At 69.6% G+C, this 26,500-nt stretch carries 26 protein-coding genes, 1 other RNA gene and 1 pseudogene; 13 read left to right on the forward strand and 15 right to left on the reverse strand.

Translation table 11 applies throughout. The features are described from left to right. Nucleotides 1-47: 47 nt before the first annotated feature. Nucleotides 48-1,031, forward strand: coding sequence for a transcriptional regulator TrmB (locus tag JNB61_RS00385; protein WP_223214553.1), 984 nt, complete (start codon nucleotides 48-50; stop codon nucleotides 1,029-1,031). Nucleotides 1,032-1,039: 8 nt separating this feature from the next. On the opposite strand, the gene JNB61_RS00390 is transcribed toward JNB61_RS00385, so the two are convergent. Further along, nucleotides 1,040-1,369: a hypothetical protein gene (locus JNB61_RS00390; RefSeq protein WP_220338442.1), complete on the reverse strand. Its 330-nt coding sequence runs from the start codon at nucleotides 1,367-1,369 to the stop codon at nucleotides 1,040-1,042. Continuing rightward, nucleotides 1,366-2,724 (reverse strand): MFS transporter, encoded by a 1,359-nt coding sequence (locus JNB61_RS00395; protein ID WP_220338812.1) that lies wholly within the window; start codon nucleotides 2,722-2,724, stop codon nucleotides 1,366-1,368. Before JNB61_RS00395 ends, JNB61_RS00390 begins: the two co-directional genes overlap by 4 nt. 25 nt (nucleotides 2,725-2,749) lie before the next feature. On the opposite strand from JNB61_RS00395, the gene prfB reads away from it, so the two are divergent. The 4 genes from prfB to smpB all read left to right on the forward strand — a co-directional run bounded on the left by prfB (nucleotide 2,750) and on the right by smpB (nucleotide 6,568). Beyond that, nucleotides 2,750-3,862: a peptide chain release factor 2 gene (gene prfB / locus JNB61_RS00400; protein ID WP_220338443.1), complete on the forward strand. Its 1,113-nt coding sequence runs from the start codon at nucleotides 2,750-2,752 to the stop codon at nucleotides 3,860-3,862. An 85-nt stretch (nucleotides 3,863-3,947) separates the two neighbouring features. Then, nucleotides 3,948-5,087 (forward strand): cell division ATP-binding protein FtsE, encoded by a 1,140-nt coding sequence (gene ftsE, locus JNB61_RS00405; protein WP_220338444.1) that lies wholly within the window; start codon nucleotides 3,948-3,950, stop codon nucleotides 5,085-5,087. Then, on the forward strand, nucleotides 5,084-5,998 hold the full coding sequence (ftsX, locus tag JNB61_RS00410) for a permease-like cell division protein FtsX (protein WP_220287200.1): 915 nt from the start codon (nucleotides 5,084-5,086) through the stop codon (nucleotides 5,996-5,998). Before ftsE ends, ftsX begins: the two co-directional genes overlap by 4 nt. A 93-nt stretch (nucleotides 5,999-6,091) precedes the next feature. Continuing rightward, complete coding sequence (smpB, locus tag JNB61_RS00415) at nucleotides 6,092-6,568, forward strand: SsrA-binding protein SmpB (RefSeq protein WP_220338445.1); 477 nt, start codon at nucleotides 6,092-6,094, stop codon at nucleotides 6,566-6,568. 98 nt (nucleotides 6,569-6,666) lie between these two features. Here the strand turns inward: smpB and JNB61_RS00420 are convergent, their stop codons facing one another. Together JNB61_RS00420 and JNB61_RS00425 are read right to left on the reverse strand one after the other, a co-directional pair. Further along, nucleotides 6,667-7,344, reverse strand: coding sequence for an SIMPL domain-containing protein (locus JNB61_RS00420; protein ID WP_220287202.1), 678 nt, complete (start codon nucleotides 7,342-7,344; stop codon nucleotides 6,667-6,669). A gap of 28 nt (nucleotides 7,345-7,372) precedes the next feature. Continuing rightward, nucleotides 7,373-8,185 (reverse strand): siderophore-interacting protein, encoded by an 813-nt coding sequence (locus tag JNB61_RS00425; RefSeq protein ID WP_220287204.1) that lies wholly within the window; start codon nucleotides 8,183-8,185, stop codon nucleotides 7,373-7,375. Between the two features lie 137 nt (nucleotides 8,186-8,322). Between JNB61_RS00425 and JNB61_RS19965 the strand changes: the two are divergent. From JNB61_RS19965 to JNB61_RS00440, 3 genes and pseudogenes are all read left to right on the forward strand, one after another. Beyond that, nucleotides 8,323-8,790: pseudogene (locus tag JNB61_RS19965) on the forward strand (SRPBCC family protein); the annotation flags it as partial. A gap of 455 nt (nucleotides 8,791-9,245) precedes the next feature. Beyond that, a complete protein-coding gene (locus JNB61_RS00435; RefSeq protein ID WP_220338447.1) occupies nucleotides 9,246-10,754 on the forward strand; it encodes a phytoene desaturase family protein in 1,509 nt (502 codons plus the stop codon). Further along, nucleotides 10,751-11,698 (forward strand): SDR family NAD(P)-dependent oxidoreductase, encoded by a 948-nt coding sequence (locus tag JNB61_RS00440; protein WP_220338448.1) that lies wholly within the window; start codon nucleotides 10,751-10,753, stop codon nucleotides 11,696-11,698. Before JNB61_RS00435 ends, JNB61_RS00440 begins: the two co-directional genes overlap by 4 nt. A gap of 19 nt (nucleotides 11,699-11,717) precedes the next feature. Here the strand turns inward: JNB61_RS00440 and JNB61_RS00445 are convergent, their stop codons facing one another. Then, complete coding sequence (locus JNB61_RS00445) at nucleotides 11,718-12,227, reverse strand: DUF2231 domain-containing protein (protein WP_220287212.1); 510 nt, start codon at nucleotides 12,225-12,227, stop codon at nucleotides 11,718-11,720. Nucleotides 12,228-12,480: 253 nt separating this feature from the next. On the opposite strand from JNB61_RS00445, the gene ssrA reads away from it, so the two are divergent. Beyond that, nucleotides 12,481-12,851: a transfer-messenger RNA gene (gene ssrA / locus JNB61_RS00450) on the forward strand. Nucleotides 12,852-13,008: 157 nt separating this feature from the next. Here the strand turns inward: ssrA and JNB61_RS00455 are convergent. From JNB61_RS00455 to JNB61_RS00470, 4 genes are all read right to left on the reverse strand, one after another. Beyond that, nucleotides 13,009-14,700 carry a glycoside hydrolase family 13 protein gene (locus JNB61_RS00455; RefSeq protein ID WP_308291171.1) on the reverse strand — a complete coding sequence of 564 codons (1,692 nt, stop codon included), beginning with the start codon at nucleotides 14,698-14,700 and terminating at the stop codon, nucleotides 13,009-13,011. A 72-nt stretch (nucleotides 14,701-14,772) separates the two neighbouring features. Then, entirely contained in the window at nucleotides 14,773-15,594 is an 822-nt protein-coding gene (locus JNB61_RS00460) for a carbohydrate ABC transporter permease (protein WP_223214582.1), read from the reverse strand. 95 nt (nucleotides 15,595-15,689) lie between these two features. After that, nucleotides 15,690-16,622: a carbohydrate ABC transporter permease gene (locus JNB61_RS00465; protein WP_220338450.1), complete on the reverse strand. Its 933-nt coding sequence runs from the start codon at nucleotides 16,620-16,622 to the stop codon at nucleotides 15,690-15,692. Nucleotides 16,623-16,645: 23 nt separating this feature from the next. Continuing rightward, on the reverse strand, nucleotides 16,646-17,914 hold the full coding sequence (locus JNB61_RS00470; protein WP_220338451.1) for an ABC transporter substrate-binding protein: 1,269 nt from the start codon (nucleotides 17,912-17,914) through the stop codon (nucleotides 16,646-16,648). A 118-nt stretch (nucleotides 17,915-18,032) separates the two neighbouring features. On the opposite strand from JNB61_RS00470, the gene JNB61_RS00475 reads away from it, so the two are divergent. Continuing rightward, nucleotides 18,033-19,247, forward strand: coding sequence for an ROK family protein (locus JNB61_RS00475; protein WP_220338452.1), 1,215 nt, complete (start codon nucleotides 18,033-18,035; stop codon nucleotides 19,245-19,247). A 7-nt stretch (nucleotides 19,248-19,254) separates the two neighbouring features. Here the strand turns inward: JNB61_RS00475 and JNB61_RS00480 are convergent, their stop codons facing one another. The 3 genes from JNB61_RS00480 to JNB61_RS00490 all read right to left on the reverse strand — a co-directional run bounded on the left by JNB61_RS00480 (nucleotide 19,255) and on the right by JNB61_RS00490 (nucleotide 21,768). Continuing rightward, nucleotides 19,255-20,604 (reverse strand): vanadium-dependent haloperoxidase, encoded by a 1,350-nt coding sequence (locus JNB61_RS00480; protein ID WP_220338453.1) that lies wholly within the window; start codon nucleotides 20,602-20,604, stop codon nucleotides 19,255-19,257. Nucleotides 20,605-20,696: 92 nt separating this feature from the next. Then, the gene (locus JNB61_RS00485) at nucleotides 20,697-21,278 is read right to left on the reverse strand and encodes a hypothetical protein (protein ID WP_220338454.1); all 582 of its coding nucleotides are present in this window, start codon (nucleotides 21,276-21,278) and stop codon (nucleotides 20,697-20,699) included. A gap of 139 nt (nucleotides 21,279-21,417) precedes the next feature. Further along, nucleotides 21,418-21,768, reverse strand: a complete 351-nt coding sequence (locus JNB61_RS00490; protein ID WP_220287225.1) for a LysR family transcriptional regulator — start codon at nucleotides 21,766-21,768, stop codon at nucleotides 21,418-21,420. A gap of 102 nt (nucleotides 21,769-21,870) precedes the next feature. Between JNB61_RS00490 and JNB61_RS00495 the strand changes: the two genes are divergently transcribed. From JNB61_RS00495 to JNB61_RS00505, 3 genes are all read left to right on the forward strand, one after another. After that, nucleotides 21,871-22,272: a VOC family protein gene (locus JNB61_RS00495; RefSeq protein ID WP_220338455.1), complete on the forward strand. Its 402-nt coding sequence runs from the start codon at nucleotides 21,871-21,873 to the stop codon at nucleotides 22,270-22,272. Between the two features lie 24 nt (nucleotides 22,273-22,296). Further along, on the forward strand, nucleotides 22,297-22,914 hold the full coding sequence (locus JNB61_RS00500) for an SDR family oxidoreductase (RefSeq protein ID WP_308291172.1): 618 nt from the start codon (nucleotides 22,297-22,299) through the stop codon (nucleotides 22,912-22,914). A gap of 439 nt (nucleotides 22,915-23,353) precedes the next feature. Further along, a complete protein-coding gene (locus JNB61_RS00505) occupies nucleotides 23,354-24,331 on the forward strand; it encodes a zinc-binding dehydrogenase (RefSeq protein ID WP_220338456.1) in 978 nt (325 codons plus the stop codon). A gap of 46 nt (nucleotides 24,332-24,377) precedes the next feature. Here JNB61_RS00505 and JNB61_RS00510 read toward each other — a convergent pair whose 3' ends face one another. The 3 genes from JNB61_RS00510 to JNB61_RS00520 are packed head-to-tail and all read right to left on the reverse strand — an operon-like array spanning nucleotide 24,378 to nucleotide 26,487. Beyond that, complete coding sequence (locus JNB61_RS00510) at nucleotides 24,378-24,734, reverse strand: nuclear transport factor 2 family protein (protein WP_220338457.1); 357 nt, start codon at nucleotides 24,732-24,734, stop codon at nucleotides 24,378-24,380. 47 nt (nucleotides 24,735-24,781) lie between these two features. Further along, complete coding sequence (locus JNB61_RS00515) at nucleotides 24,782-25,012, reverse strand: putative acetyltransferase (RefSeq protein ID WP_159843558.1); 231 nt, start codon at nucleotides 25,010-25,012, stop codon at nucleotides 24,782-24,784. Beyond that, nucleotides 25,006-26,487: an SDR family NAD(P)-dependent oxidoreductase gene (locus JNB61_RS00520; protein WP_220287234.1), complete on the reverse strand. Its 1,482-nt coding sequence runs from the start codon at nucleotides 26,485-26,487 to the stop codon at nucleotides 25,006-25,008. Before JNB61_RS00520 ends, JNB61_RS00515 begins: the two co-directional genes overlap by 7 nt. Nucleotides 26,488-26,500: the final 13 nt, after the last annotated feature.

Raw genomic sequence — 26,500 nt, forward strand, 5'->3', positions numbered from 1 at the left:
GGCGGAGAAATGCCATGGCCTGCATCCGCCAACGTCGGCGGGTCACGATGAACGACATGGAGAAGGTCGCCGTGCTCGATGCACTCGGTCTCGACGAGGCCCACACCGCGGTCTACCGCTGCGTGCTGCAGCAGCCGTCCGCGTCGACCGCCGAGATCGCGTCGGCGCTCAGCATGTCGCTGCCGCGCACGCGCCCGATCGTCGCTGAGCTCGAGCGCCTCGGCCTGCTCGCGCGTCAGGCGGCCCGCAGCGACCGGTACGTGGCATCCCCGCCCTCGATCTCGCTGCGCCCCCTGCTGCTCGAGCGCGAACGCGGACTCACCCGCGCGCACGAGGCGCTGGTCGAGCTGAGCGATCTGTACCGGCGTTCCGCCGAGCAGCGCAGCGTCGCGGACGTGGTGGACGTCGTCATCGGCGACGACGCCGTGCGCCAGCGCGTCGCGCAGCTGCAGGCCGCGTCGGTCGAGCAGGTGCGCGTGCTCGTTCTGCACGAGGTCGCCCTGCTCAGCGGCGAGGAGAACATCGAGGAGGACCGCGCACTCGCCCGCGGCGTGCGCTACCGCGTCATCGTCGAGAACGCGGTGCTCGAGCGTCCCGGCTTCCTCGCGGCGGCGCGCGAAATGGCCCAGATCGGCGAGGAGATCCGGGTGCTGCCCACGCTGCCCACGCGCATGTTCATCGCCGACGACCAGATGGCACTGGTGCCTATGCACTCGCAGGGCGAGGATGAAGGCTTCGGCGCCCTGCTCATCCACCCGAGCGGCCTGCTCGACCTGGTCACCTCGATCTTCGAGGAGTACTGGCGGTCGGCCACAGAGTTCCTGCCGATCGCCGCCGTGCCGACCTCCGACGACGTGGACGGCGATCTGCTCCGACTGCTCCTGCTGGGAGTGACGGATGCTGCGGCCGCCGCGCAGCTCGGCATCTCACTGCGCACCGTCCAGCGTCGTGTCGCCGAGCTGATGGAGACGGCCGGCGTGACGACCCGCATGCAGCTGGGTGCGGAGGCCGTGCGACGGAACTGGGTCTGACGCGTCCGCTACCAGCCGTAGGCGTTGAACCATTCGCGGCGACGCCGCGTCTCGGCATCCGTCTCCGCCGTGTCCGACGTGTCGTGCGCGGGCAGCCGGCCGTCGTCCAGAGGGAGGAATCGGAGACATACCGGGCACAGCGCGCGGCCATCGGGGAAGCCGTCTGCCAGCGTCGCGGCGGGGGATCCCGGCTCGCCCGACCCGCGACAGCGTGCGGGATCGGCGCCGGCATCGGTCCACATGATCGTGCGGTGACGGTGCAGCCCCGCGTGATCGAGCGGGCGCGTGCAGCGGCGCCCGCCGTTGCGGCTCCGACAGAAGTGCACGATGTCGCTCACGGCCGCACTCGGGGCACGTAGCGGGGAACCCACCGCACGAAGGCGAGCGCGCCGACGAGGCCGATCGCCCCCATGACACCGGTCGCGACGGACAGCGAGGCGACGGCGGCGATGCCCGACACCAGCAGCGGTGCGACCGCCCCGCCGCCGTCGGTGAGCGTGCGCCACGACCCGAGGAACGGCGCCGGATCGGTCTTGGGGGCGACGTCGGCGCCGAGCGTGAGCAGGATGCCGCTCGACAGTCCGTTGCCGACGCCGAGCACCGCCGCGAACATCGCGAACCACATCGCCGCCTGCGGAAGGTCGTGGGTGAACGCGAGGGCGACGAAGCCCGCCCCCATCAGGATCATGGCGGGCAGGGCCGCCCACAGCCGACCGAAGCGGTCCATGACCTGCCCGCTCGCGTAGAAGAGCGCGAAGTCGATCGCGCCCGAGATGCCGACCACCAGGGCGATCGTCTGCGCGTCGAGTCCGATCGACACACCCCACAGCGGCAGCACGACCTGGCGGGCGGAGCGGACGGCCGAGAGGGATGCCGCGGCCAGGCCGAGCGTCGAGAGCACGCGGCGGTGACGCCACATCGTGCGGATGACGCCCGTTCCGGGCCCGGATCCGACACCGTCGCCCGGCGCACCTGTCCGGCGGACGGGGATGGAGCCGGTGACCGGCTCGCCGGTGTCCTCGGTGTCGACGGCGTCCTCGGTGTCGACGGCGTCCTCCGTGTCGGCGCCCCCTCGCGTCGGTGCGGACGTCGGCGCGACGAACTGCTTCTCGGGGTCGGGACCGAACAGGACGAGCAGGACCGTCGCGACGAGGCATCCGCCGAAGAACCAGATCGCGGCGTGCTCGTCGCCGGTGAGTGCGAGGAGCCCTGCGGCCACGAACGGGCCGACGAACATTCCGAGACGGAAGGTGCCGCCGAGAAGGGACAGCGCGCGGGCCCGGAACGACAAGGGCACCCGCGTCGTCATGAACGAGTGGCGCGCCAGACCGAAGGCCGCCGCGCAGAAGCCGATGAGGAACACCGCGATCGCGAAGATGCCGAGGGACGGCGCGAGGGCCATGCCCACCACGCCCGCGAGCGACAGGACGCCTGCGATCGCCATGGTGAGACGCTCTCCGATGCGCGCCACGGCCCAGCCGGCAGGGATGTTGCCGCAGAGCTGACCCACCACGAGCGCGGAGGCGACGAGCGCGGCGATGGCGACATCGGCCCCGAGCTGCGCGGCGATGACGGGGATCAGCGGGATGACGGCACCCTCGCCGAGCGCGAACAGCACGGTGGGGCCGTAGACCATCGGGCCGAACCGCCACAGCACGTCGCGGGCGGTGGGGGAATCGGCGTGATCGGACATCGCTTCCACGTTAGTCTGGAGTGTCATGCTCGACTTCGATCCTTCCGCCGACATCCAGGCCCTGCGTTCCACGTTCGCCGACATCAAGGCCGTGGTCGACGTCGAGGCACTCAACGCCGACATCGCCCGCCTCAGCGAGGAGGCCGGTGCCCCCAACCTCTGGGATGACGTCGAGAAGGCGCAGAAGGTCACCAGCGCCCTCAGCCACCGGCAGGCCGAGCTCAAGCGCATCACGGATGTCGAGCAGCGCCTGGACGATCTGGATGTGCTCGTCGAGCTCGCCAACGAGATGGACGACGAGGACTCCGCCGAAGAGGCCCGGCACGAGATCGCCGAGCTGGAGGACATCGTGAGCCAGCTCGAGGTGCAGACCCTCCTCGACGGCGAGTACGACGAGCGCTCCGCGGTCGTCACGATCCGCTCCGGAGCCGGGGGCGACGACGCCACCGACTTCGCCGAGATGCTGCTGCGCATGTACCTGCGCTGGGCGGAGCGGCACAAGTACCCGGTGAAGGTCATGGACACGTCCTACGCCGAGGGCGCGGGCATCAAGTCCGCGACGTTCGAGGTCGACGCCCCCTACGCGTACGGCACCCTGTCGGTCGAGGCCGGCACGCATCGCCTCGCGCGCATCAGCCCATTCGGTTCGGCCGACAAGCGCCAGACCTCCTTCGCGGCGGTCGAGGTCATCCCGGTGATGGAGGAGGCCGTGGAGGTCGACATCCCCGAGAACGACCTGCGCGTCGACGTGTTCCGCTCCTCTGGCCCCGGCGGCCAGTCCGTGAACACGACGGACTCGGCCGTGCGCCTGACGCACATCCCCACCGGCATCGTCGTGTCGATGCAGAACGAGAAGTCGCAGATCCAGAACCGCGCCGCCGCGATGCGCGTGCTCCAGACGCGCCTGCTCCTGCTCAAGCGCGAGGAAGAGGCGGCGAAGAAGAAGGAGCTCGCCGGCACGATCACCGCGAGCTGGGGTGACCAGATGCGCTCGTACTTCCTCTACGGCCAGCAGCTCGTCAAGGATCTCCGCACCGGCCACGAGGTGGGCAACCCTGCGATCGTCTTCGACGGCGACCTGGACGGCTTCATCTCCGCCGGCATCCGCTGGCGCAAGCGCAAGGACGACGACGACTGATCGAGCCCGCACTCGGCGAACCGATGCGCAAACGATGAGTGTCGCTGGACCGGGGCCGGTGGCGTCCGCATAGGCTCGTTAGGCCATGATCCGGTTCGAGAACGTCACGAAGCGCTTTCGCGGCACTTCCAAACCCGCGCTGAGCGATGTCGATTTCGAGGTGCTGCGCGGGGAGTTCGTCTTCCTCGTCGGCGCGTCGGGCTCCGGCAAGTCCTCCTGCCTGCGCCTCATCCTCCGCGAGGAGACGCCGTCGGAAGGGCGCGTGGTGGTCCTGGGCCGCGACCTGCGCACGCTGTCGAACCGCAAGGTGCCGTACTTCCGGCGCCACGTCGGCGCGGTCTTCCAGGACTTCCGGCTGCTGCCGACCAAGACCGTGTTCCAGAACGTCGCGTTCACGCTGCAGGTCATCGGGTCGTCGCGCGGCTTCATCCAGCAGGCGGTCCCCGAGGTGCTCGCCCTCGTCGGTCTCGCCGGCAAGGAGAAGAGGTTCCCGCACGAGCTGTCGGGGGGTGAGCAGCAGCGCGTCGCGATCGCGCGCGCGCTGGTGAACCGGCCCCAGATCCTCCTTGCGGACGAGCCGACCGGGAACCTCGACCCCGCGACCTCCATCGACATCATGCAGCTGCTCGCCCGCATCAACGCGGGCGGCACCACCGTCGTGATGGCCACGCACGAGGCCGGATTCGTCGACCAGATGCAGCGCCGCGTCATCGAGCTGCGCCACGGCGAGATCATCCGCGACGAGCGCCACGGCGGCTACGGCGACCGGTCGAGCCTTCCGAGCCTGGCCCCCGAGCCGGAGCGCGGTGCTGCCGCCGTCGCCGCCCTCACCGCGGTGCTCGAGGTGCAGCGCGAGGCCGCCATCGCGGCCGCCGCAGGGCTCGACCCGACAGCGGTCCACGACGACGAGCTCGTCGGAGGGGAGACGGATGCCGTGTCGCCGGCCGCGTCGCCGTCGGCCGGCGTCGCCGCGGCCGCGGCCGCCGCTGCGGCTGCCGTCGCGGTCACGGCGGCGGAGGCGCAGCAGGCGCAGGGGCTCGCGCAGGCTCTCGATGAGCCCGTTGCCGATGCCGCACCCGAGGCGGAGGCATCCGATCCCGCGAAGCCCACGCACACGCAGCCGATCCCGCTGGTCGACGCCGTCGAGCTGCAGGTCGAGGAACTCGGACTCGCGGACCGCCTCGGACTGGACGCCGGCGACGACGAAGTGGGGCCCACCTCATGAGGTTCGGACTCATCATGTCGGAGGCGTTCACCGGCCTCCGGCGCAACCTCTCGATGGTCGTGTCGGTGGTGCTCGTCACGTTCGTCTCGCTGACGTTCGTGGGCGCCGCGATCCTCATGCAGATGCAGATCGGCACGATGCGCGACTTCTGGGTCGAGCGCGCGCAGGTCGCCGTGTACATGTGCACGAGCATCTCGACACCCGCGACGTGCTCCGCCGGCGGGGCCAGTCCCGAGCAGGTCGAAGAGGTGCGCGCGAAGCTCGAGGGCAGCGCGTTGGCGCCGCTCATCCGGGACCTCACCTTCCTCGATCACCAGCAGGCGTACGACGAGCTTCTCGAGATCGCCGGCGAGGAGAATGCGAGCGTCATCACGCCCGAGCAGGTGAACGAGACGTTCCGCATCACGCTGGTCGACCCGGAGCAGTCCGATGTGATCATCGAGGCCTTCAGCGGAATGCAGGGGGTCGAACTGGTCAAGGACCAGATGCAGTACCTCGACCCGCTGTTCTCCGCGCTCACGATCGCCACATACATCGCGGTGGGGATCGCGGTGCTGATGCTCATCGCCGCGGTGCTGCTGATCGCGACGACCATCCGCCTCTCCGCGTTCGCACGAAGACGGGAATTGGGCATCATGCGCCTGGTCGGGGCATCCAACCGCTTCATCCAGACGCCGTTCATCCTCGAGGGCGTCATCGCGGCGCTGCTCGGGTCGATCCTCGCGAGCGCGGCCGTGATCGCGGGAGTGCACTTCGGCGTCAACAACTATCTGCGCAACCGCGTCGATTTCGTGACCACCTGGGTCGGCATGGCAGATGCGTGGCTCGTTGTTCCGGTCCTGATCCTGGTCGGGGTGGTCCTCGCGGCCCTGTCGGCGAGCTTCGCGATCCGCAGATGGCTCCGGGCGTGATCGTCCGCCCCGCCGCAGGGGTAGACTGACAGGCTGCCGTCCGCCCTTCCACAGGCTCAGGGATCAGCAGGGCGGCATCAGCGAGGAGACATCATGCCCAGGGAACGCGGGGAGAAGGTCGTGGCGACCAATCGTCGCGCGCGCCACGAGTACGCCATCGAGAAGACGTACGAGGCGGGCCTCGTGCTCACCGGCACCGAGGTGAAGTCGCTGCGCGAAGGCCGCGCGAACCTCTCGGACGGCTACGCGTACATCGACAACGGCGAGGCGTACCTGGATGCGGTGCACATCCCGGAGTACTCGCAGGGGCACTGGACGAACCACTCGTCCAAGCGCACGCGCAAGCTTCTGCTGCACAAGGAGGAGATCGTCAAGCTCTCGCACACGATCTCGGCCGGCGGCTACACGCTGATCCCGCTGAAGCTGTATTTCTCCGATGGTCGGGCCAAGGTCGAGATCGCCGTCGCGAAGGGCAAGCGCGAGTTCGAGAAGCGACAGACGATCCGCGAGCGCGAAGACAAGCGCGAGGCCGAGCGCGCGATGCGCTCCCGCAACCGGCTCGGCGACTGACGCAGAGACCTACCGCGCCGCTGTGTGCCGGCCGGTCCGCGATGCTTGGGCGGGGCGCGGGGATCGATGGCGTGTCCGCGCGCCGGTGAGGGGACCGCTCATCGGGCGGCGAACCGGGCCTCGACGGCCGCCGAGATCACGATGTCTTCGGGCTGGAGCTGCACCGACGGTCCGCCGCCCGCCGCATCCGAGGCGAAGGATGCCTTCGCCATCAGCATCCGGGGTGCGGGAGCCATCTCTGCAGTGCCGGGCTGGGTCAGCAGGCCCACGTCCGCGAGCTCGATCGCGCTCACGTCCGCGAGGCCGAGCGCGCCGGCGTAGGCGGTGGCGCGGGCGACCGCGACCCCCACGGCCTGCGTCGCGACCTCCCGCTCCACCGCAGCCTTCGTCTCCGGGGTGAGCTTCCACTCGATCCAGCCGAGCTGCACCCCCTCGCGCTCGGCGACCTCGCCCGCCCACCACGACAGCACGGCGAAGTCGGTGAACGTGATGGCGAAGTCGACGGTGGCGTAGTGCACCGGCGCGAGGCGCTTGCCCTCGTTGTTCCAGGGGCGCTCCGACCACACCGACACGCGCTGACTCGACCACTCGGTGACGGTGCCCGCCGACTTCCGCGAGGCGAGATCGTCGCGCACCGGCTCAGTGAGCGCCGCCATCCGCTCGACGACCGCCCCGCGCTCGGGTCCCTCGGCGCGGATGGTCAGGTGCGCGATCGCGCGCTCCGGGGCGATGCGGGTCTCGTGCTCCCCGCGTACGGTGATGACGACGTCGCTCATCCTCAGACCCTAACCCTTCGCGTGGGAATCACTCCGGGAAGATCTGCCCCACCGGGAGCCGCTTCTCCGCCTGGAACACATCCTCGGTGCGGCCGTACGCCCAGTACGCCGACAGCGACAGGTCCGCACGCGCGACCCCGCGGGCGAGCAGGATCGGCCGCAGCGCCTTCATCGCGCTGCGCTCACCGTGCGCGAACACCTGCACGCGGCCGACCGGCCAGGTCGCCGCATCCACCGCCGCGACGAGCCGGGTCCCGGGGGCATCGTGGTCCTCGTCGACCCACTGGACGACGGCGTCCGCCGGCACCTCCACCCGGTGCGCCGGCGAACGCGTCTCGACGATGGTCGTGACCCGAGTCCCCGCGGGCAGCGTCTCGAGCGCCGACCAGATCGCGGGGATCGCCGATTCGTCGCCGATCAGCACGTGATGGTCTGCAGTGGGATCGGGCCGGTAGCCGCCGCCCGGTGCCGACATGGTGAGCCGATCGCCGGGCTTCGCGTTCGCGGCCCATGGTCCGGCGACGCCCGTGTCACCGTGCACCACGAAGTCGATGTCGATCGTGCGGGCCGCAGCATCCACTCGCCGGATGGTGTAGGTCCGGATCGTCGGGAGCTCGTCGAACGGCAGCGATTCCCGCAGGGCCGCGAGGTCGTACGGCGGCTCGAGCGTGCTGCCGGCCGGCGGGAAGTGCAGTTTGGCGTACTTGTCGGTCTCGGGCCGGTCGGCGAAGTCGGCGAACTCCTCACCCGCCAGCGTCACGCGTACGAGGTCGGGAGAGAGCCATGTGCTTCCGGTCACGAAGAGGGTGGTCTGCGGGCGCGCGGCACGAGGTGAGGTCACCCTTACATGCTAAGCAACGGATGCCGCGTCCCCGGCCGGTCTGCCACACGCTCGCCCGCCGCGCAACCGGGTCGAGCGGCCGCCGCGGCGCTTCTATCGTCGTGCGGTAGGGAACCCGACCGGCGAGGAGCGAACCGATGTCACGGAACGTGAGAGTGCTGCAGTGCACCCCTGAGGACGTCTTCGATGTGCTGGCGGACGGCTGGCTGTACCCGTCGTGGGTGGTCGGCGCGTCGCGCATGCGCGAAGTCGACGAGACGTGGCCGATGGCCGGCGCGGAGCTGCATCACTCCTTCGGAGTGTGGCCGGCACTCCTCGACGACAAGACGATCGTCGAGGAGTTCGCCCGGCCGCACACGATGGTGATGAAGGCGCGCGGCTGGCCGATCGGCGAGGCCCGCGTGAGCATCCAGGTCAAGCCGCGTGGCGACGCCTGCGTCGTGCGCATCCAGGAAGAGGCCGTCGCCGGGCCCGGTCGCTTCATCCCGGCCCCGCTGATGGATGTCGCGCTGCACTGGCGCAACGACGAGACGCTGCATCGACTCGCGTACCTCGCCGAAGGCAGGGCCGCGAGCCGCGCGGCCGCGACGACGGCGGAGAAGGAGATGGCCGCATCGGGCGAGAAGCAGGAGGCGGATGCTGCGTCCTCGGCCGATGCGGGGGAGGCAGAGGCGGCGACCCCCGCCGTCGATGAGGAGAGGGATGCTGCCATGTCACATGCGGAGAGTGGCTCTGAGCCCGTGGTCCCCACCGGTGAGACCGAGTGGGTCGACGCGGCGACGTCGATCGACGCCGTCGAATCGGGATCCGCGGACGAGCCGGGCGAGAGCGAGTCCCTGCCGCCGGTCACTGCGGGTGATGCCGATGGCTCGGCGGGCGCCGCCACCCAGGAACCCATGCCAGGTGCGGCGGCAGAGTCGCACCGTTCGGACGTCGATGAGCGGGTCGCGCGAGCCGACGAAGCGGGGGCATCGGCGGGCACGCCGGAGGACTCGTGGGACCCGATGTCCGGCGCGGGCGAGTCCGAGCCGGTGGCGCCCGACGACGGAGCGCCGCAGAGGTGAACGGGAGGCCCCGGCGCGGCGGCCTCGAGTTCGACGCCGTGGTCGTAGGGTCCGGTCCCAACGGTCTCGCCGCCGCCGTCACACTCGCACGCGCCGGCCTTCGCGTGCGGGTGTACGAACGCGCTGACCAGCCTGGCGGCGGCGCGGCGACCCGCGAGCTGACATTGCCGGGGTTTCGGCACGACGTGTGCTCGGCCGTGCACCCGATGGCGTTCGAGTCGCGATTCTTCCGCGAGTTCGGCCTCCGCGAACGCGTCGGGTTCGTCACCCCCGAGGTCTCATTCGCGCATCCGCTCCACGAGCGCCATGCCGGCATCGCCTACCGCGACCTCACCCGCACCGCTGAGGCGCTCGGCCCCGATGCCCGCGCGTACACACGGCTGCTGCGTCCCCTCGTCGACCGCTCTACGAACGTCGCCGAATTCACGGGGTCGCCGCTGGTGCGCATGCCCGCCGATCTCCCCACCGCCATCGCGTTCGGCTTACGCTCTCTCGAGCAGGGGTCGCCCGCGTGGAACGCGCGGTTCCGGGAGGACACCGCGCCCGCCATGCTCACCGGGGTGGCCGCGCACACGATCCTGACGCAGCCGAGTGTCTCCGCCGCGGGCGCCGGACTGGCCCTCGCCGCCTACGCGCATGCTCGCGGCTGGCCCATTCCGATCGGCGGCAGCCAGGCCATCATCGATGCGATGGTCGAGGATCTCCGTGACCACGGGGGCGAGGTCGTCGTCGACCACGAGGTGACCGCCCTCGCGCAGCTGCCCCCCGCCACGGTCACTCTGCTGGATGTCACGCCGAAGGCGCTCGCACGCATTGCCGGGGACGCCCTGCCGGACCGGTACCGGCGCACACTCCAGCGCTTCCGATACGGCGACGGCGTGGCGAAGGTCGACTTCGCGCTGAGCGATCCGGTGCCGTGGACGCATCCGGAGCTGCGCCGCGCGGGCACCGTGCACGTGGGAGGCACGCGCGCGGAGGTGGCGGATGCCGAGAACCAGGTCAACCGAGGCCGCATGCCCGAGCGCCCCTACGTGCTCGTCTCGCAGCCGTCGCTGTTCGATCCCTCGCGGGCGCCAGAGGGCAAGCACACGCTGTGGACGTACACCCATGTGCCCGCGGGCAGCGCCGTCGATCGCCGTGAGGCGGTGATCCGGCAGATCGAGCGGTTCGCACCGGGCTTCCGCGACACGATCCTCGCGACCAGCTCCCGCACGGCCCGCGAGGTGGAGCGTCACAACCCGAACTATCCGGGAGGAGACATCGCCGCGGGTGCCCCCGACCTCTGGCAGTTGTTCAGCCGACCGGTGCTGAGTCCCGATCCGTGGCGAACCCCCATACCGGGCGTGTACCTCGCCGGCGCCTCGACAGCGCCCGGACCGGGGGTGACGGGTCTTCCCGGCTGGTTCGCCGCCATGAGCGCCCTCCGCCACGACTTCGGCACGCGCGCCATGCCCGACCTGTCCCCGCGCCGGCCACCGGCTCGATCAGGCGAGACGGTGACGTGAGTCCTGCACGGCGACCGGAGGTGGTCGTGATCACCGGGGCCTCCAGCGGCATCGGCCGCGCGACCGCCCGCGCGTACGCCCGCCGCGGAGCCCGGCTGGTGCTGGCCTCGCGAAGCCGCGCGGCGCTCGAGACAGTCGCAGAGGAGTGCCGAGCGCACGGTGCGCGCGCCCTGGTCGTACCGACGGACGTCTCCGTCGAGGCACAGGTGCAGGCTCTGGCCGAAGCAGCCGTGGCGCAGTACGGGCGTATCGATGTGTGGGTGGGAAACGCCGGCGTCTTCGCCTACGGAGGTTTCGACCAGCTGCCCCCTGGTGTGTTCCGGCAGGTCGTCGAGACGAATCTCATGGGTCAGGTGCACGGTGCCCGCGCTGCGCTGCCCCACTTCCGCCGGCAGGGCACAGGCACGCTCGTCATGATCGCCTCGCTGTACTCGCGGGTGGCGTCGCCCGGCATCTCGCCGTACGTCACGAGCAAGTACGGTGTGCTGGGCTTCGCGGAGGCGCTCCGTCAGGAGCTGCGGGGGAGCGGCGTCCGCATCAGCCTCATCATCCCGGGGGCCGTCGACACGCCCATCTATCAGCACGCCGCCAACGTCACGGGGAGGAGAGCGCGGCCGCTGCCGCCGGCGGCGTCGCCCGATCGCGTTGCCAGGGCGATCGTTCGTTCCGCCGGCCGCCGACGGTTCGCCGCGTACGTGGGCGGGCTGCAGCGGCTCGTCGTGCCCGTCCACGATTTCGCGCCGGGGTTCTACGACGCGATCGCGTCGGTGCTGATGGATCGCTTCGAGCTGCACGGAACCTCGTCGGTGAGCTTCGGCACCGTGCTCGAAGCGCCCGGGCGGGCCGATCCGACGACGGGCGGTTGGCGGTCGGCCCGACTCCGCCTCGCGCTCGCCACAGGCGTGGGCGCGGCGGTGGCGGCGTTCCTCGCCCGCCGGCGGTGATCCGCAGAGCGGCGGGGGATCAGCGGAAGCCTTCCATCTGCGTGCGTTCGTCGGCCACGCGCACCCCGTAGCGGTAGGCGAGCTTTCCCCCGAGCCAGCCCGACACCCCCAGAGCGGCGAGCCCGACGATCGTGAGGACCACGCCCCAGATGCTCACCTCGTCGTCGTCATCGGCGGACAGTCGTACGAGCAGATTGATGACGAAGAGCGCGGTCACGCCCAGGTTGATCGCCATGTGGATCGTCGCGGTGCGTCGCGCCTGGGTGGTGCGGCCGAGCTGAAGGTAGTCGATGAAACCCCAGATCGCCGCGAGCACTGCCCCGATGAGGCCGATGACGATGAGGATCCACGCGCCGCGGATGTACGGCTCGGGGTCTGGTGAAGCCAGTCCGATGATGTCGAAGACGAGACTCGCCACCCACGTGCCGATCGGGATCGTCACCAGGATGGGGTGGAACGGGTGGCCGTAGGGCCCGGCGATCGCCGACCGTGGCTGCTTCGCACGCTGCTGCGGGGTGTTCTGCGACATGGGGATCTCACTCCTCGAGTTGGTGGCCCCAGCGGACCACCTTCCGCCGCATCTGACAGGGGCCTTGACACGAGGGTCGGATGCCCGCCTCCCTCACCTCACGCGTCTCTCGCCGCCCCCAGGCGGTCGGGAATGGCGGGGGCGCAGCATCCGTTGTATTCTGATGTGCTCGGATGCTTCGGCGTCCGGGTCTTGGCAACTCCACAGTGTGACAGCGGCCCTTCGCAAGAAGGACACCTCGAGAGAGGCGAACGGGGATGATCGGTTTCGACATCGCCTGTGAATCTGCGTGAAGCGGGCCGAGGATGCAGGGTTATCTCGTGAACGCCCCCTGCAAACCAATAACTGCCGAAAAGAAGCAGTCCGACTTCGCCCTCGCTGCCTGAGCAGCGAGCCCGAGTCCGTCAATCCGTGACTGATCCCGTCACGGGTATTGGCGTCATCTAGGGATCTTGCTGCGTGACGTCGCCTGAGCGTCACGCGGGACTCTTTTCAGGATGGGCTCGTCGACTTAGGTGTCTGTGACAAAGGTCGGAGCCGAGTAGAACGCTCGCACAGACTGCGCCCGGAGAATCCGCAGTATCCCAGCGATGGACGGGGGTTCGATTCCCCCCATCTCCACAACCGCTGTCACCAGAATCGGAGCCCTGGCCCTCGCGAGAAATCGCGAGGACCGGGGCTCTGCTGTCACCGCCCGTTCGGCGGCGCGCAGCGGCGCAGACGGATGCCGCGGCACTCGGGCTGCGGCATCCGTCGGTGTCCTGCGCTCACGACGCGGCGCTCAGGCCCCCGAGATCCAGACGGTCGTCTCGCCGGGAAGCTCGCGCCCCTCGAAGTGGTGGCTGGAGAGGGAGTGCGCGCCGCCCTCGGGAAGCTCGTAGGGCGCCTCACCGAAGTTGGTGAAGACCGTCCACCCGTTCGGGCGGCGGAATCCCAGGACGTCGTCGCGCCCGGTCTTGATCCACTCCAGCGACTCACCCGTCTGCAGCAGCCGACGCAGCGCCAGCGCCTGGCGGTACAGCGCCAGCGTCGATCGCGGGTCGCCGTCCTGGACCGATACCGCACACTGGGCGAACCACGACGGCTGCGGCAGGTGCGCGCCACCGTCACCGAAGCCGTAAGAAGTCCCATCGGCCGACCACGGCAGGGGGACGCGGCATCCGTCTCGGCCGATGTCCTCGCCGGGGCTGCGGTAGAACGTCGGGTCCTGGCGCTCGGCGTCGGGGATCGACGCGACCTCATGGAGGCCGAGCTCCTCGCCCTGGTAGACGTACGCCGAGCCGGGAAGGCCGAGCACGAACAGGGTAGCGGCGCGGGCGCGACGCAGGCCGCGCTCGCGATCGAGCACCGGGGTCTTCCCGCCCGACAGCAGCCACTCGTTGCCGTGCTTGCGCGTCGGCCGCCCCTTCTCGTCGCGCTCGGCGTCGGGCAGGCCGTACCGCGTGGCGTGGCGCACCACGTCGTGGTTCGACAGCACCCACGTCGTCGACGATCCCGACTTCGCTGCGAGCGCGAGGTTGTCGCCGACGATGCGGCGGAATTGCGCGGCGTCGAAGTCGGCCTCCAGCAGGTCGAAGTTGAACGCCTGGCCCAGACTCTCGGCACGCGCGTACAGCGGGATGCGCGAGGGCTCGACCCACGCCTCCGCCACCGCGGTTCGCGGCGGGTCGTACGAGTCGAAGACTTCGCGCCACTCCGCGTACACCTCGTGCACATCATCGCGGTCGATCATCGGGTGGTTGCCGTCACGGGGCATCGCGTCGAGCTCGGCCTGCGAGGGGAGCGGGTCGACGAAGTCCTTCGTCAGCATGTGCGCGACGTCGATGCGGAAGCCGTCCACGCCGCGGTCCGACCAGAAGCGCAGCGTCTTGACGAAGTCGGCGCGCACCTCGGGGTTCGACCAATCGAGGTCGGGCTGCTCCTTGGCGAAGTTGTGGAAGTACCACTGTCCGTCTGCCACGCGCTCCCACGCCGACCCGCCGAACACCGACACCCAGTCCGCGGGCGGCTGGGAGCCGTCGGGCCCTGTGCCGTCGCGGAAGATGTACCGCGCGCGGGCGGCCGAACCGCGACCGGCTGCCAGTGCCTCCTGGAACCACGCGTGCTGATCCGACGTGTGGTTGGGCACGATGTCGACGACGACCTTGATGCCCGCGCCGTGCAGCGCGGCGAGCATCTCGTCGAAGTCGTCGAGCGTGCCGAGCCGGGGGTCGACGTCGCGGTAGTCGGCGACGTCGTAGCCGCCGTCTGCCAGCGCCGACGGATAGAACGGGCTCAGCCAGACCGCGTCGACGCCGAGCTCCTTCAGGTACGGCACGCGGGAGGTCACGCCCTGGATGTCGCCGATGCCGTCGCCGTTCGCATCCGCGAAGCTCCGCGGATACACCTGGTAGACCACGGCCTGCCGCCACCAGGCGGGCAGCTCGAGGTCGTTGAGCTTGTTGGTCAGGGGTGCGGAGTGCACAGTCGTCACGGGGACGCGTTTCCTTTCGAGGTGGTTCTTTTCGGTGGGAATGGGATGCCGCGGGCTCGAGCCGTCGAGGGCTCAGCCCTTCACGGCTCCCTGGGTGACGCCTTCCATCACCCATCGCTGGGTGAAGAGGTAGGCGATGATGGCGGGCGCCATGGCCATGAGGTAGGACGCGAACGACACGTTGTAGTTGTTGCTGAACTGCGTCTGGAAGATGTTCTGCACCACCGGCAGCGTCTGCGACGCCGGGTCGGAGATGATGAGCGACGGCATCATGAAGTCGTTCCACGATGCCAGGAACGCGAAGATGCCGACCGTCGCGCTCATCGGTGCCAGCAGCGGGAACGTCAGGTGCCAGAAGGTCTGCCACGTCGTCGCCCCGTCGATGCGCGCGCTCTCCTCCAGCTCGGAGGGGATCGAGCGCAGGAATGCGGTGAACAGCAGGACGCTGAAGCTCAGCTGGAACATGATGTGCAGGATCGTCACGCCGACCGGGTTGTCGAGTCCCGCGAGACCCGTCAGCTGGATCTGCGGGAGCGCGACGACCGGGAACGGCAGGAAGAGCGCCGCGAGCAGGTAGTAGAACGAGTAGCGGAACAGCTTCTTGTCCCAGTTGCGCGAGATCGCGAACGACGCGAAGGCCGCGAGGAAGATCGTGCCGGCCACGCTGAAGGCACTCACGAGCACCGAGATGGTGAATGCACGCGGGAAGTTCGTCAGCTCCCACGCCGTGACGAATCCTTCGATGGTCCATGGCGCCGGCAGCGAGAACGCGTTCCCGTCGACGGCCTGGCTCTGCGTCTTGAACGCCATCGACACCGTGACGTAGAGCGGGACGAGCACCGTGAGGCAGCACAGGATCAGCACGATCGTGCCGGACCAGTTCACGCGCTCCATGGCGAAGCGGGAGCGGCCGGGCTTGCGGACGGAGTCGCCGTCGAGCACGCGCTCGGCGTTGATGTCCTCGACGGCGAGGGCGGCTTGCGTGGACATCAGAACACGTTCCTTCCGCGAGTGAGACGGAGTTGAAGGATCGACAGCACGATCACGATGAGGAAGAAGATGGTCGCGTTGGCCATCTGGTAGGCGTAGTCACCGCCGCTGAAGCCGGTGAAGATGGTCATCGCGATACTGCGCGTTGCGGTGCCCGGCCCCCCGTTGGTGAGGCCGACGATGATCTCGTAGGCGTTCAGGAAGTTCTTGAAGCCCAGGATGACGTTGATCACGACGTAGCCGGCGACGAGCGGCAGCGTGATGCGGAGGAGCTGCGCCACCTTGCCGGCGCCGTCGATGTCGGCCGCCTCGTACACGTCGCCGGGGATCGACAGCAGGCCCGCGATGTAGATGAGGAGCGTGCCCGGGATCGCCTGCCACGCGGTGACGATGACGATCGCGATCCACGCGAGGTCGGGGTTCGCCAGGATGCTCTCACTCATCCACGGGATGCCCCACGCCTGCCCGAGCGCGGGCACCGAGTTCGAGAACAGGAAGTTGAAGACGTAGGCGATGATGATGCCCGAGATCACCATGGGGATCACGAAGATCGCCCGGAGCGGGGTCTTCAGCCGGATGCGCGAGACGAGCCCGACCGCCAGGAGGAAGGCCAGGACGTTGACCACGACCACGGTGACGGCCGCGAATCCGAACGTGAAGAAGTAGCTCTGCAGGATCGCCGGGTCGGTGAAGACGGCGATGTAGTTGATGAGGCCGACGAACTCCCAGTCGCCGAAGCCGATCGAGTTGGTGAAGCTGAAGAAGATGCCGATGATCGCGGGGACCGTGATCGCCAGCGTGAACAGGATGAGCGCCGGGAAAAGGAGGAGGTAGTAGGTCCCCTCCACCTTCCGGTCCGTGCGCGGCATCGTCGCCGCGCCGGTGCGCCGGCCCGTCTTCGGCGCCGTGACGGCGGCCGTAGTGGTTGCCATGAGTGCGTTCCTCTCGTGTGACGCTATTGGCGCAGCGCCAGTCGGGCCCAGTCGGCGTCGAGCCGGGCGAGCGTGCGGTCGGGGTCCTCGCCGGTGACGATGCCCTGCATGTAGTTGTCGGTGGGGATGGTCAGCGGGATCGCCTTCGAGGCGCCCTGGTAGAACTTCGCGGAGTCGTAGTACTCCTTCATGCCGAGGATGCGCTCGTCCGTGACGGGGGCGGAGTCGGTGGTCGTGCCGTAGCCGAGGAAGGCGGCGTTGTACTCGTCCATGACGTCCTTCTGGAAGAGGTAGCTCAGGAAGTCGCGCGCCCCCTCCTTCTGGTCGGACGCCTCGGGGATCCACGCGGCGAGGTCGATGTTGACCCGCACATTGTTGTCGTCGGGGTCGTCGGTCATCGGCAGCGGGAACGTGCCGAGGTCCAGGTCGGGGTCGGTCTTGTCGATCTCGCCGAACGCCCACGGCCCCTGCAGGTACATCGCCGCTTCCTCCTTGGCGAAGGCGAGGTTGCCGTCGCCGTAGCCGCGGCTCGCAGCATCCTCGTTCGTGTAGTTCTCCGTCAGCTGCACCATGCGGTCGACCGGGTCGGCCATGGTCTTCTGGAACGACACGGGAGAGTCGGGGCCGACCTCGGTGCCGAGCTCGTTCATCTCGTCGTAGAAGGCGGCCACGTCGACCTCGCCGCCCACCGTGTAGTCGAACCAGCCTTGGCCGACTGTCCACGGGTCCTTGAAGGTGGCGTAGAACGGCGTGATGCCGGCTTCCTTGAGCGCGTCGCAGACGGCGATGAGCTCGTCCCACGTCGTGGGCACCTCGAGACCTTGCTCTTCGAAGATGCGCTTGTTGTAGATGACGGATGCCGCCATCACGGAGTACGGCAGCACGCTGGTGCGCCCGGGGTAGGTGGCGTACTGGTCGACGAGGTCCTGCACCTCGGGGAGGATGCGGTCGGCCTCGGGCATGTCGCTCAGGTCGCTGAGGGCGCCGCGCTCCATGAAGCGCGCCATCTCCATGTTGTAGTTGAGCAGGCCGAGATCGGGCGGGTTTCCGCGGAGGAAGCCGGCCTGCAGGTTCGAAGACGTGTCGAAGACGACCTCGACCTCGTCCTGGCCGGCGTTGTACTCCTCGATCAGATCGCGGAAGTAGGGGATAGCTTCGGGCTTGCTGAGGTGGAACCTCACCTCGGCGGGCCCGGACGACGCGGCGGCGCACGCGACGAGCGTGCTCCCGGCGATCGCGAGGGCGGCGGCCGCTGCGCAGGCGCGGCGGACGGTGACGGATGCTGCAGGCACGACGTTGTCCTTTTCCGTGGGCGTGGGTGACACGTTGCTTCGGTGATTAGATTTAGCGACCGAATCAATTCGTTGTCCACCATAATGACGGAGGAACCCGCGAGAGGCAAGGGGCTTGATGTCACAATCGCTGCTCACTCCCACAGCGCTGCGCCGAGCGAGCCTCGACGCCGTACTGGGGTTCGCCTGGGACGCCGACGCCTTCACCGCGTCGGATGTGCTCGATGTGGTGGGTATCACGAGGACGACGGCGATCGATGTCATCGACGAGCTCGTTGCGCGGAGGATGCTGGCGGAACTGCCGAACGCTCGGGCGGCAGGGGATTATCGCAAGGGGCGGCCGGCGCGCCGTTTCGCGTTCCGGCCCGATGCCGGATTCCTGATCGGGGTCGACGCCGGACAATCGCGCCTCACCGTCACGGTGGCGGATCTGCGCGGGCAGAGCCGAGCGGTGCGTCACCTCCTCCTCGACCCCGAGATGGATGCGGCCGACGTTCGCCGAGCGGCGGCGTCGCGAGTGGTCGACGAGACTCTCGCCCAGGCGCAGCTCTCGCGCGCCGACGTCGTGGCTCTGGTCGTCGGCGTGCCTGCGCCGGTCGACAGGAACGGGATCTCGCCGCCGCACCGCGACGGCTTCTGGCGCAGGATGAACCCCGACTTCGCTGAGCTTTTCGGCGCATGGGCGCCCATCGTGCGGGTTGAGAACGACGCGTCACTCGCCGCGGTTGCGGAGCGGGCCGTCGGTGCAGCGGTCGGGTACGACGACTTCGTGACCCTCCTCGCGGGCGACCGCCTCGGTGCCGGCGTGTGGACCGACGGACGGCTGCTGCGCGGTGCGCACGGCGGGGCCGCCGAGACGGTCGCCTTCGACCACGTGCGCGGGGTCGATGGGGCGTGGGGCCTCGGTCACCGAGCCGCAGCGCTTGCCCGCCGAGCTCTTGCGGATGGTTCGCTGCCGGCCTCGAGCGGCCTTCGCGAGCTGGACCCTGCCGAGGTGGACGGAAAGACGGTGCTCTCCCTGGCGGCGGATGGTGACGAGGGTGCACGCGAGATCGCGGGCCAGGTGGGGGAGACGCTGGCGATCGTCGCCGGCGTGTTCGGCAGTCTCTTCGATTCACGCCTCATCGTCGTCTCAGGCGCGGTGGCGGCCGGTGCGGGCCCGGTGATCTCGGCCGCTCTGGATGCGCTCCCGGAGGAGCTCGACCTCCCGGCGCCGGAGATCGTCGCTTCGTCGCTGGGCGCTGACATCGTGTCGGTCGGCGCCGTGCGCGCCGCCGTCGAGGCGGCGCGCACGGGCCTTCTCGATCTGCCTCGGTTCGTCGTGACCGGCTGACTCGGCGTCAGTGGCGCACCGCCTGCAGGTGGTGGGCAGCCCCGTACTGCGCCACGTTCACGCCGAGCCGCTGTGCCTCGACGTCACCGTGGTGGAAGTGCAGGCCGGCCCAGATGCGGGCGTCGATCAGCTCGGCACACGGCTGCGAGAACGTCTGGAACGTGCGCGTCCGCGGTTCGCCCGCGACGAGCAGGGCGGAGGTGCTCGTCATCTGGAAGCCGCCTGCGACCACGTCGCCGAAGAACATCCGCAGCACCGTCGAGTGGGCGCCATCGAGGCAGTTGTGGCCGGATGGGTGCTCCGGATACGGCGCCGTGATCAGCGCGGTCCACCCCGTGTCGGCCGTCGTCGCCTCGTTGCCGTCCTCGCCGGCGCGCGGGATCGCGTTCCACGGCCGCCAGAAGTCGTAGTAGTACTTGTCGCTCCAGCAGGTGATCGCCGCGTCCGCGCCGCTCAGGTTCTGGAGGGCGAGCAGCCTCGCGGCGTCGGCCGCGCTGAGGTCGTTCCGCGTGATGAGCTGCCGCGCGACATCGTTCCAGGCGAGGATCGGTGGCCACTGCCACCACTTCGCGATGTAGGTCTGGTCCGCCGTTCGGGTGGATCCCGTTGCTCGGCCCAGGTTCAGCACCTGGTTGAACTCTGCCGCGTATTCCGGGCTGTCGAGCGCCAGCGGCGGTGCCGAGCGGAACTGCTCGGCGCTGTCGACGAGGAACGGCTCGACGCCGCCCACCCATGGAGTGGGGTCGAGAACCTCCTGACCCGACGAGTTGAGCAGCGGCGACCAGTGCCCAGGCCGAGGATCGCGCACCCACTGCGACGGTCCGAAGCGCCCGTCGTCCTGCCGCGCGTGCAGCATCGCGTCCGCTGCCGCGAGGCCCGCGGCGATGCCCTGGTCCTTGAACGATTCGGCGACGACGATGGCGTTGATCGAGGTCGTGTACTCCGTGTCGAGCGCCGCCAGGAGTCCGGCCCTGCCCGGGAACGGCGCGAGCTCGGGCGCGGTGGATACGAGGTGGGTCAGCACCTCGTAGGCCGCGGTGGCCACCGCGGCCTCGATCGACGCCTTCGCCCCGAACCGCTGCTTGAGCACGTACGGCTGATACTGCTTCGTCCCGATCGCAGCGACGGCGTCGTACACGGCGCCCTGCGTCATACCCATGTTGATCTGGAACGCGGGTGGCGCTCCGCCGTCGGCCCCGGGAATGGCGGCGAGCGTATTGGCCGCCACCTCATTCCACTCCACGACCGCTGTGGCGTCCGTCTGTGTCGGCGGTGCGGCTGACGCGCCGGCGGCTCCGAGTGCGACCGACGCGAAGAGCGCGGCCGCGACGAGGGCGATGGATCGACGAGTATTCATGACCAACCTCGCAGTGGGGATCTGAGGCGAAGGCTCGGGTAGCCTGCTTCACTGTCCCACTGGAGCGCGTGGGCGTCGATCCGGCATAGCCCTTAGGGAGTACCACCGGTCTGCTCCTCGGGCGGGCATCTCGGCCCGCGCGGATAACCGCCACCTTGGTCCGGACAGACGCCGAGGGTCAGCAGGTAGGACTCCAGGAGTTCGCGGGTGCTGCCGAACGGCGCGAGCAGGGGATCCTGCTCCGAAAGCCATACCGCGTAGACGACCGGCATCGTGAATCGACCTCCGAACACGAACGCCGCTGTTCCTTCGTTGAACGGCACGAGCAGCGCTGGGTGGCAGTCCATCCGCTCGATGCACAGCGCGACGCCCCGGTCCGGGATCGCGGTGCAGGGGGAGAGGCCGTGGCGCTCGCAGTATCCCGTCGCCCACGCGGCCAGACGTTTCGGGTCCGTCCCGGGTGTGAATCCGAGGCCGATGGGGTCGATGGTGACGAAGTCCGGACTGTCGGCGTTCGGAGGCGAAGGCTGCACCTGCTCCGCCGCCGGAGGCGCAGGAACGTGCCACTGACCAGCCCGTGGCGGCGGATCCGGGAATGAGGGCGGGCTGCAGCCCGCCAGAAGCAGCACGGCCCCCAGCGTCACCACGCATCGTCCCCAGGCGAGCACGGTCATCTCCCTGGGCGCGACGGTAGACCTGCGGCGGCGAGCGCGCAAGGTGCCGTATCGCCCGACCAGCATCCGGAGGAGGACTGGGCAACGGCGCGCCGCCGTCCGCGCCGCCGAGCTGTCGTCCTGCGAACGCTCGAGGCGCCTAGCGGCCCTGCCGCTTCTTGTACGGCTTCGGCTGGCCCTTGACGATGGGGGCGCGCCCCTTGCCCTTCGAGGCCTTGGCCTTACCGCCCGTGGGTGCCTGCGGTGTGGGTGCGGGAGCCGGAGCCTGGGCGATCCGCGTCCTGGCTTCTTCGAGCAGCAGCGCCCCCGGCGCAGTCAGCGACCAGTTCGGCTTGCTGCGGGTGAAAAGCGGTTGTCCGACCTCGGCTTCGAGCTTCTCGATCGTCGAGTACAGCGACGCCAGCGGCACGCCGAGCTCGTCGGCCGCGCGCGGAACGTGGAGTCCTTGATCGACGATGGCGACGAACCGCTGCAGCTCACTGATCTTCACGGGCAACCTTCCGCTCGCCGGGACACCTCAAGTCTGCCCGACGCGACAGCGCACGGCGCGTCGAACGGCACCCCGGCGCGCGTCGTCTACGAGACTGACGGAATGCCCCTCGTCGATCACCTCGGCATCACCGTCGAGGACCTGCCCCGGGCGGTCGCCCAGTTCGACGCGGTGCTCACTGCGCTCGGAATGAAGCGCACTGACGGTGACAACGGGGTCGCGTGGTACCGAGAGGACGAGACCGAGATCATCCTCCTGCCGGCGCGGGAGGCGGGGACGGGCCCGCACCGGCACGGGACCGTCGGCTGGCAGCACCTGGCGTTCGCGGTGGACTCCCGCGACGAGGTAGACCGGCTTCACGCGATCGCGCTCGCCGCGGGGTGGAGCGCGGTGCGCGATCCCAAGCCGTACCCGCGCTTCAGCGAGCGCTACTACGCGTCTTTCGTCGAGGACGAGAACGGCATCCGCATGGAGTTCATGCACAATCCTCCGAAGCCGAGGTAGTGACGCGGCGAGGGCCTGCCCGAGGTGCTTCGCGGCGCCGAAGTGGTGGTCGATGTGTCGAACTCTCCCTCATTCGCCCCGGCGGACGTGATGGAGTTCTTCACGACGTCGACCCGGAATCTCCTCGCCGGTGCGCAGGAGGCGGGCGTCGGGCACGTCGTCGCCCTCACCGTGGTCGGCACGAACCGTCCGAACGCCATCTCCTACTTCGCAGCCAAGACCGCTCAGGAGGAGTTGATCCGCACGTCGGGCATCCCGTACTCGATCGTGCACGCGACGCAGTTCTTCGAGTTCATCAGCGGCATCGCGGGGGTGTCCGCCAACGGCGACGCGATCCACCTGCCCGGCAACCTCGTGCAGCCGATCGCCGCGGCGGATGTCGCGACCGCGGTGGCGCGCACGGCCGCGGGCACCCCGCTGAACGCCGATGTGGAGATCGCGGGGCCCGAGGTGATGGGGCTCGACGAGATGGTGCGGCGCGGCCTCACTTTCCGTGGCGACCCTCGGGAGGTCGTGACCGACTCGGAGGCGCCGTACTTCGGCGCGCGGATGGAGGAGCGCACGCTCATGCCGATCGACGGGGTTCAGCTGTTCGCGACGACGCTCGACGAGTGGTTGCCGGCGAATCCGCCCCGCGTCTGACCGTCACGGCGAAGGTCCGGGTGCTGCGGCGCCTGGGCCTTCGCCGTGTAGCGGCTCGAAACCGGCGACGGCGACACCGAAGGCGTGCGCGGGTCAGTCTTCGCGCTCCTCCTGGTCGTTCTCTGTCGTCCGTCGATCGGACGCAGCGCGGAGTCATCGACCTCCGCCGGCGAACGACCCGGGGGATCGGTGATGACGCCATCCGCATCGGCGGCCCGCGTGTGCCGCAGCTCGGAATCGGTGGGGTCGTGGGAAGGGTGAGACATCGGTGCTCCTTTCGCTTCGGCCATCGGATCATCTCGCAGACCCGGTCCACAGGGGCGTTGACAGCGCCCGCGGCGGGTGTGCATCCATCGTGAGGGAATGCGTGTCCTCGGGGGCCCGCTATACGTTCGAGTGGCTGCACACCCGCGGCCCGACGAACACAAGGAGCACCACCGTGCGCGCACTCATCCACTCTGCATTCGGCGACCCGACGGAAGTTCTCGAGGTCGCCGAGCGACCGCTTCCCGAACCGGGTCCTGGACAGGTGCGAGTGCGCACGGTGCTCTCGCCGATCCACAATCACGACCTTTGGACCATCCGCGGCACGTACGGGTACAAGCCCGAGCTGCCCGCGGCCTCCGGCACCGAGGCCGTCGGCGTCGTCGACGCGCTCGGCGAGGGCGTCGAATCGCTGGAGGTCGGGCAGCGGGTCGCCACGGGCGGCACGTTCGGCGTGTGGAGCGAGTACTTCGTGGCGAAGGCCGGAGGGCTCGTCCCCGTGCCGGACGCGGTGAGCGATGAGACGGCCGCACAGCTCATCTCGATGCCGTTCAGCGCGCTGAGCCTGCTCGACTTCCTCGATGTGCAGCCGGGCGACTGGATCGTGCAGAACACCGCCAACGGCGCGGTCGGCAGGCTAGTCGCCCAGTTCGCCACGGCGCGTGGCGTGCACGTTCTCGGCCTGGTGCGCCGCGATGCGGGCATCGACGAACTGGCCGGGCTCGGCATCCGTGATGTCGTGTCGACCGAGTCCGAGGGCTGGCGCGAACGCGCCGCGCAGATCCTCGGCGAGAACTCTCCGCGCGCGGCCGTGGACTCCGTCGGCGGCGCGGCCGCCGGCGACCTGCTGTCGCTGCTCGGTGAGGGGGGCACGCTGGTGTCGTTCGGATCGATGGCGTCGAGCACGCTGGAGCTCTCGGCGGGCGATCTCATCTTCAAGCAGGCGACGGTGAAGGGCTTCTGGGGAAGCAGAGTGAGTCAGACGATGGATGCCGCGACCCGCGGTTCGCTGTTCGTCGAGTTGGTGCAGCGCATCGGGTCGGGGGAGGTGTCACTCCCGGTGGATGCGGTGTTCCCATTCGAAGAGGCACGCCAGGCAGCCGCTGCGAGCGCGGTGCCCGGGCGGGACGGCAAGGTGCTGCTGCGCTTCTGAGGGCGTCGTGGACGCGCCGCGCCGATCGCGGCGCGGCCTGCCGGCCTCACCCCTCCGCGAGGAGCACGGTCGTCGACGTGATCATGCCGTTCTCGACGGTGATGAGATCGATCCCGCGTACGACGGGCGCGCCGGGCGGCCCGAACGCCCAGGGCAGCACGCCCGTCGTGTCGGAGGCGTAGGCGGGTCCGTCCTCGACGAGCACGGACTCCTCGGGCGCGTCCTTCAGCAATGCTGCGGCGCTGGCGAGCACCGCCTCAGGACCGACGACCGTGCCCTCGGGATCGGTCAGGGTGACCCCGGGGGAATACGCGCGAGCCGCGGCATCGCGTCGTACCGCGGCATCCCGGTTCCCGAAGACGCCGTGCAGGTTCAGGCGGAGGAGTTCAGCGACGGTGCTCACGCACCTACCGAACGATGGGCGGCGCGAGGTTCTTCCCGATCAGCCGCTCATTCGATGGGCGGAACGGGGCGCCGAGGCGTGCGAGGTGCGGGTGGCGGCGGCACCTCCTTGGCGGCGATGATCGCGCCGCGCGGGATGCGCTCGACACCGCGTTTGCCGTCCACCACGACGGAATCGGCGTCGGCGCTCAGGAGCTCGCCGAGGGCGTCCGTCGCCTGGCCCGTAGGCAGGATGTAGCGCACCACCACCCGGCGCCCCGGCTCGGGCAGGTTCACCATTGGCCGGGTGCGTAATCCTTGAGGAAGACGCCGAACAGGTCCTCGCCCGCCTCGCCCCGAACGATGGGGTCGTACACGCGAGCGGCGCCGTCGACGAGATCGAGGGGTGCGTGAAAGCCCTCTTCGGCGAGCCGCACCTTCGTCGGGTGCGGGCGCTCGTCGGTGATCCAGCCGGTGTCGACGCTCGTCATGAGGATGCGGTCGGTCTCGAACAGCTCCCGCGCGCTGGTGCGTGTCAGCATGTTGACGGCCGCTTTGGCCATGTTGGTGTGCGGATGCCCCGGCCCCTTGTATCCGCGATTGAACACGCCCTCCATCGCGCTGACGTTGACCACGTAGGTCCGGCGTGCGGGACTCGCGGCCAGCGAAGCCCGCAGCTTCGACACGAGCAGGAACGGCGCGGTGGTGTTCGCGAGCTGCACCTCGAGCATCTCGAGCGGGTCGACCTCGTCGACGCTCTGCACCCAGGAGTTCGTGTGGTCGAGGTCGGGGATGAGCCCGCCCGCGTCGATCGCTGTGCCGGCGGCGAGGCGCTCGAGCGAGCTGGAACCGGCGGCCATCGCCTGCTCGGTCAGCTCGTCGGCGCGCGCCGCGGCCGCTGCGAGAATCGGGTGGGCGGTCACAGAGCGCTCCAGCGCCTGCGGGTGGCGGTCGTTGGTGTGGCCGAACGTGACCAGCTCCGGCAGCGGCCCGTCCGGCAGCGGCGCGAGCTCGGCGTCGACGAGCGGCTGGTACGCACCGGGCGAGCGGCGCACGGTCTGCGTCGCGTTGTTGATCAGGATGTCGAGCGGACCCGCGGCCGCGACATCCTCCGCCAAACCGATCACCTGGGCGGGGTCTCGCAGGTCGATGCCGACGATCTTGAGGCGATCGATCCACTCCGGCGCGTCGGGGAGGCTGCTGAAACGGCGCACCGCGTCCCGCGGGAAGCGGGTCGTGATCGTGGTGTGAGCGCCGTCGCGGAGCAGGCGCAACGCGATGTACATGCCGATCTTCGCGCGGCCGCCGGTAAGCAGCGCGCGCTTGCCGGTGAGGTCGGTGCGCGCGTTGCGCTTCGCATGACTCATCGCTGCGCAGGTGGGGCACAGCTGGTGGTAGAAGGCGTCGACGATCGTGTACGGCTGCTTGCAGATGTAGCAGGCGCGGGGCTTGAGCAGGGTGCCCGCCGTCGGCGCGGTCGTGGACGAGCTGATCGGGATTCCGCGTGTCTCGTCGTCGATCCGGTCCGGCGCCCCCGTGGCGGTCGCCGCCACTACGGCGCGGTCGGCGGAGGCGATCGCCTCGCGGATCTCACGGCGCCGCACCTTCTTGACCGCCTTGAACATCGCGGCGGTGGCACGGCGGACGGCCACATAGTCGGGGTGCGACTCGTCGACACCCGGCATGATCGCGAGGACGCGCAGGGTCGTCGCCAGATCATCCGGGTCGATGCCGCTCGGTGGCAGGTCGGCGGGTGCAGGGGAATCGGGAAGCACACGTGATTCTACG

This window comes from Microbacterium ureisolvens (genome assembly GCF_019511645.1).
Taxonomy (GTDB): Bacteria; Actinomycetota; Actinomycetes; order Actinomycetales; family Microbacteriaceae; genus Microbacterium; species Microbacterium ureisolvens_A.

Excerpts from the sequence above, each read along its gene's own strand:
- JNB61_RS00495 (WP_220338455.1), top strand. The coding sequence starts at position 21,871 with ATGCCCCTCGTCGATCACCTCGGCATCACCGTCGAGGACCTGCCCCGG.
- JNB61_RS00480 (WP_220338453.1), bottom strand. The coding sequence starts at position 20,604 with ATGAATACTCGTCGATCCATCGCCCTCGTCGCGGCCGCGCTCTTCGCG.
- JNB61_RS00445 (WP_220287212.1), bottom strand. The coding sequence starts at position 12,227 with ATGTCGCAGAACACCCCGCAGCAGCGTGCGAAGCAGCCACGGTCGGCG.
- JNB61_RS00420 (WP_220287202.1), bottom strand. The coding sequence starts at position 7,344 with ATGAGCGACGTCGTCATCACCGTACGCGGGGAGCACGAGACCCGCATC.
- JNB61_RS00465 (WP_220338450.1), bottom strand. The coding sequence starts at position 16,622 with ATGGCAACCACTACGGCCGCCGTCACGGCGCCGAAGACGGGCCGGCGC.
- JNB61_RS00485 (WP_220338454.1), bottom strand. The coding sequence starts at position 21,278 with ATGACCGTGCTCGCCTGGGGACGATGCGTGGTGACGCTGGGGGCCGTG.
- ftsX (WP_220287200.1), top strand. The coding sequence starts at position 5,084 with ATGAGGTTCGGACTCATCATGTCGGAGGCGTTCACCGGCCTCCGGCGC.
- ftsE (WP_220338444.1), top strand. The coding sequence starts at position 3,948 with ATGATCCGGTTCGAGAACGTCACGAAGCGCTTTCGCGGCACTTCCAAA.
- JNB61_RS00385 (WP_223214553.1), top strand. The coding sequence starts at position 48 with ATGAACGACATGGAGAAGGTCGCCGTGCTCGATGCACTCGGTCTCGAC.
- prfB (WP_220338443.1), top strand. The coding sequence starts at position 2,750 with ATGCTCGACTTCGATCCTTCCGCCGACATCCAGGCCCTGCGTTCCACG.
- JNB61_RS00475 (WP_220338452.1), top strand. The coding sequence starts at position 18,033 with ATGTCACAATCGCTGCTCACTCCCACAGCGCTGCGCCGAGCGAGCCTC.
- JNB61_RS00515 (WP_159843558.1), bottom strand. The coding sequence starts at position 25,012 with ATGGTGAACCTGCCCGAGCCGGGGCGCCGGGTGGTGGTGCGCTACATC.
- JNB61_RS00395 (WP_220338812.1), bottom strand. The coding sequence starts at position 2,724 with ATGTCCGATCACGCCGATTCCCCCACCGCCCGCGACGTGCTGTGGCGG.
- smpB (WP_220338445.1), top strand. The coding sequence starts at position 6,092 with ATGCCCAGGGAACGCGGGGAGAAGGTCGTGGCGACCAATCGTCGCGCG.
- JNB61_RS00460 (WP_223214582.1), bottom strand. The coding sequence starts at position 15,594 with ATGGAGCGCGTGAACTGGTCCGGCACGATCGTGCTGATCCTGTGCTGC.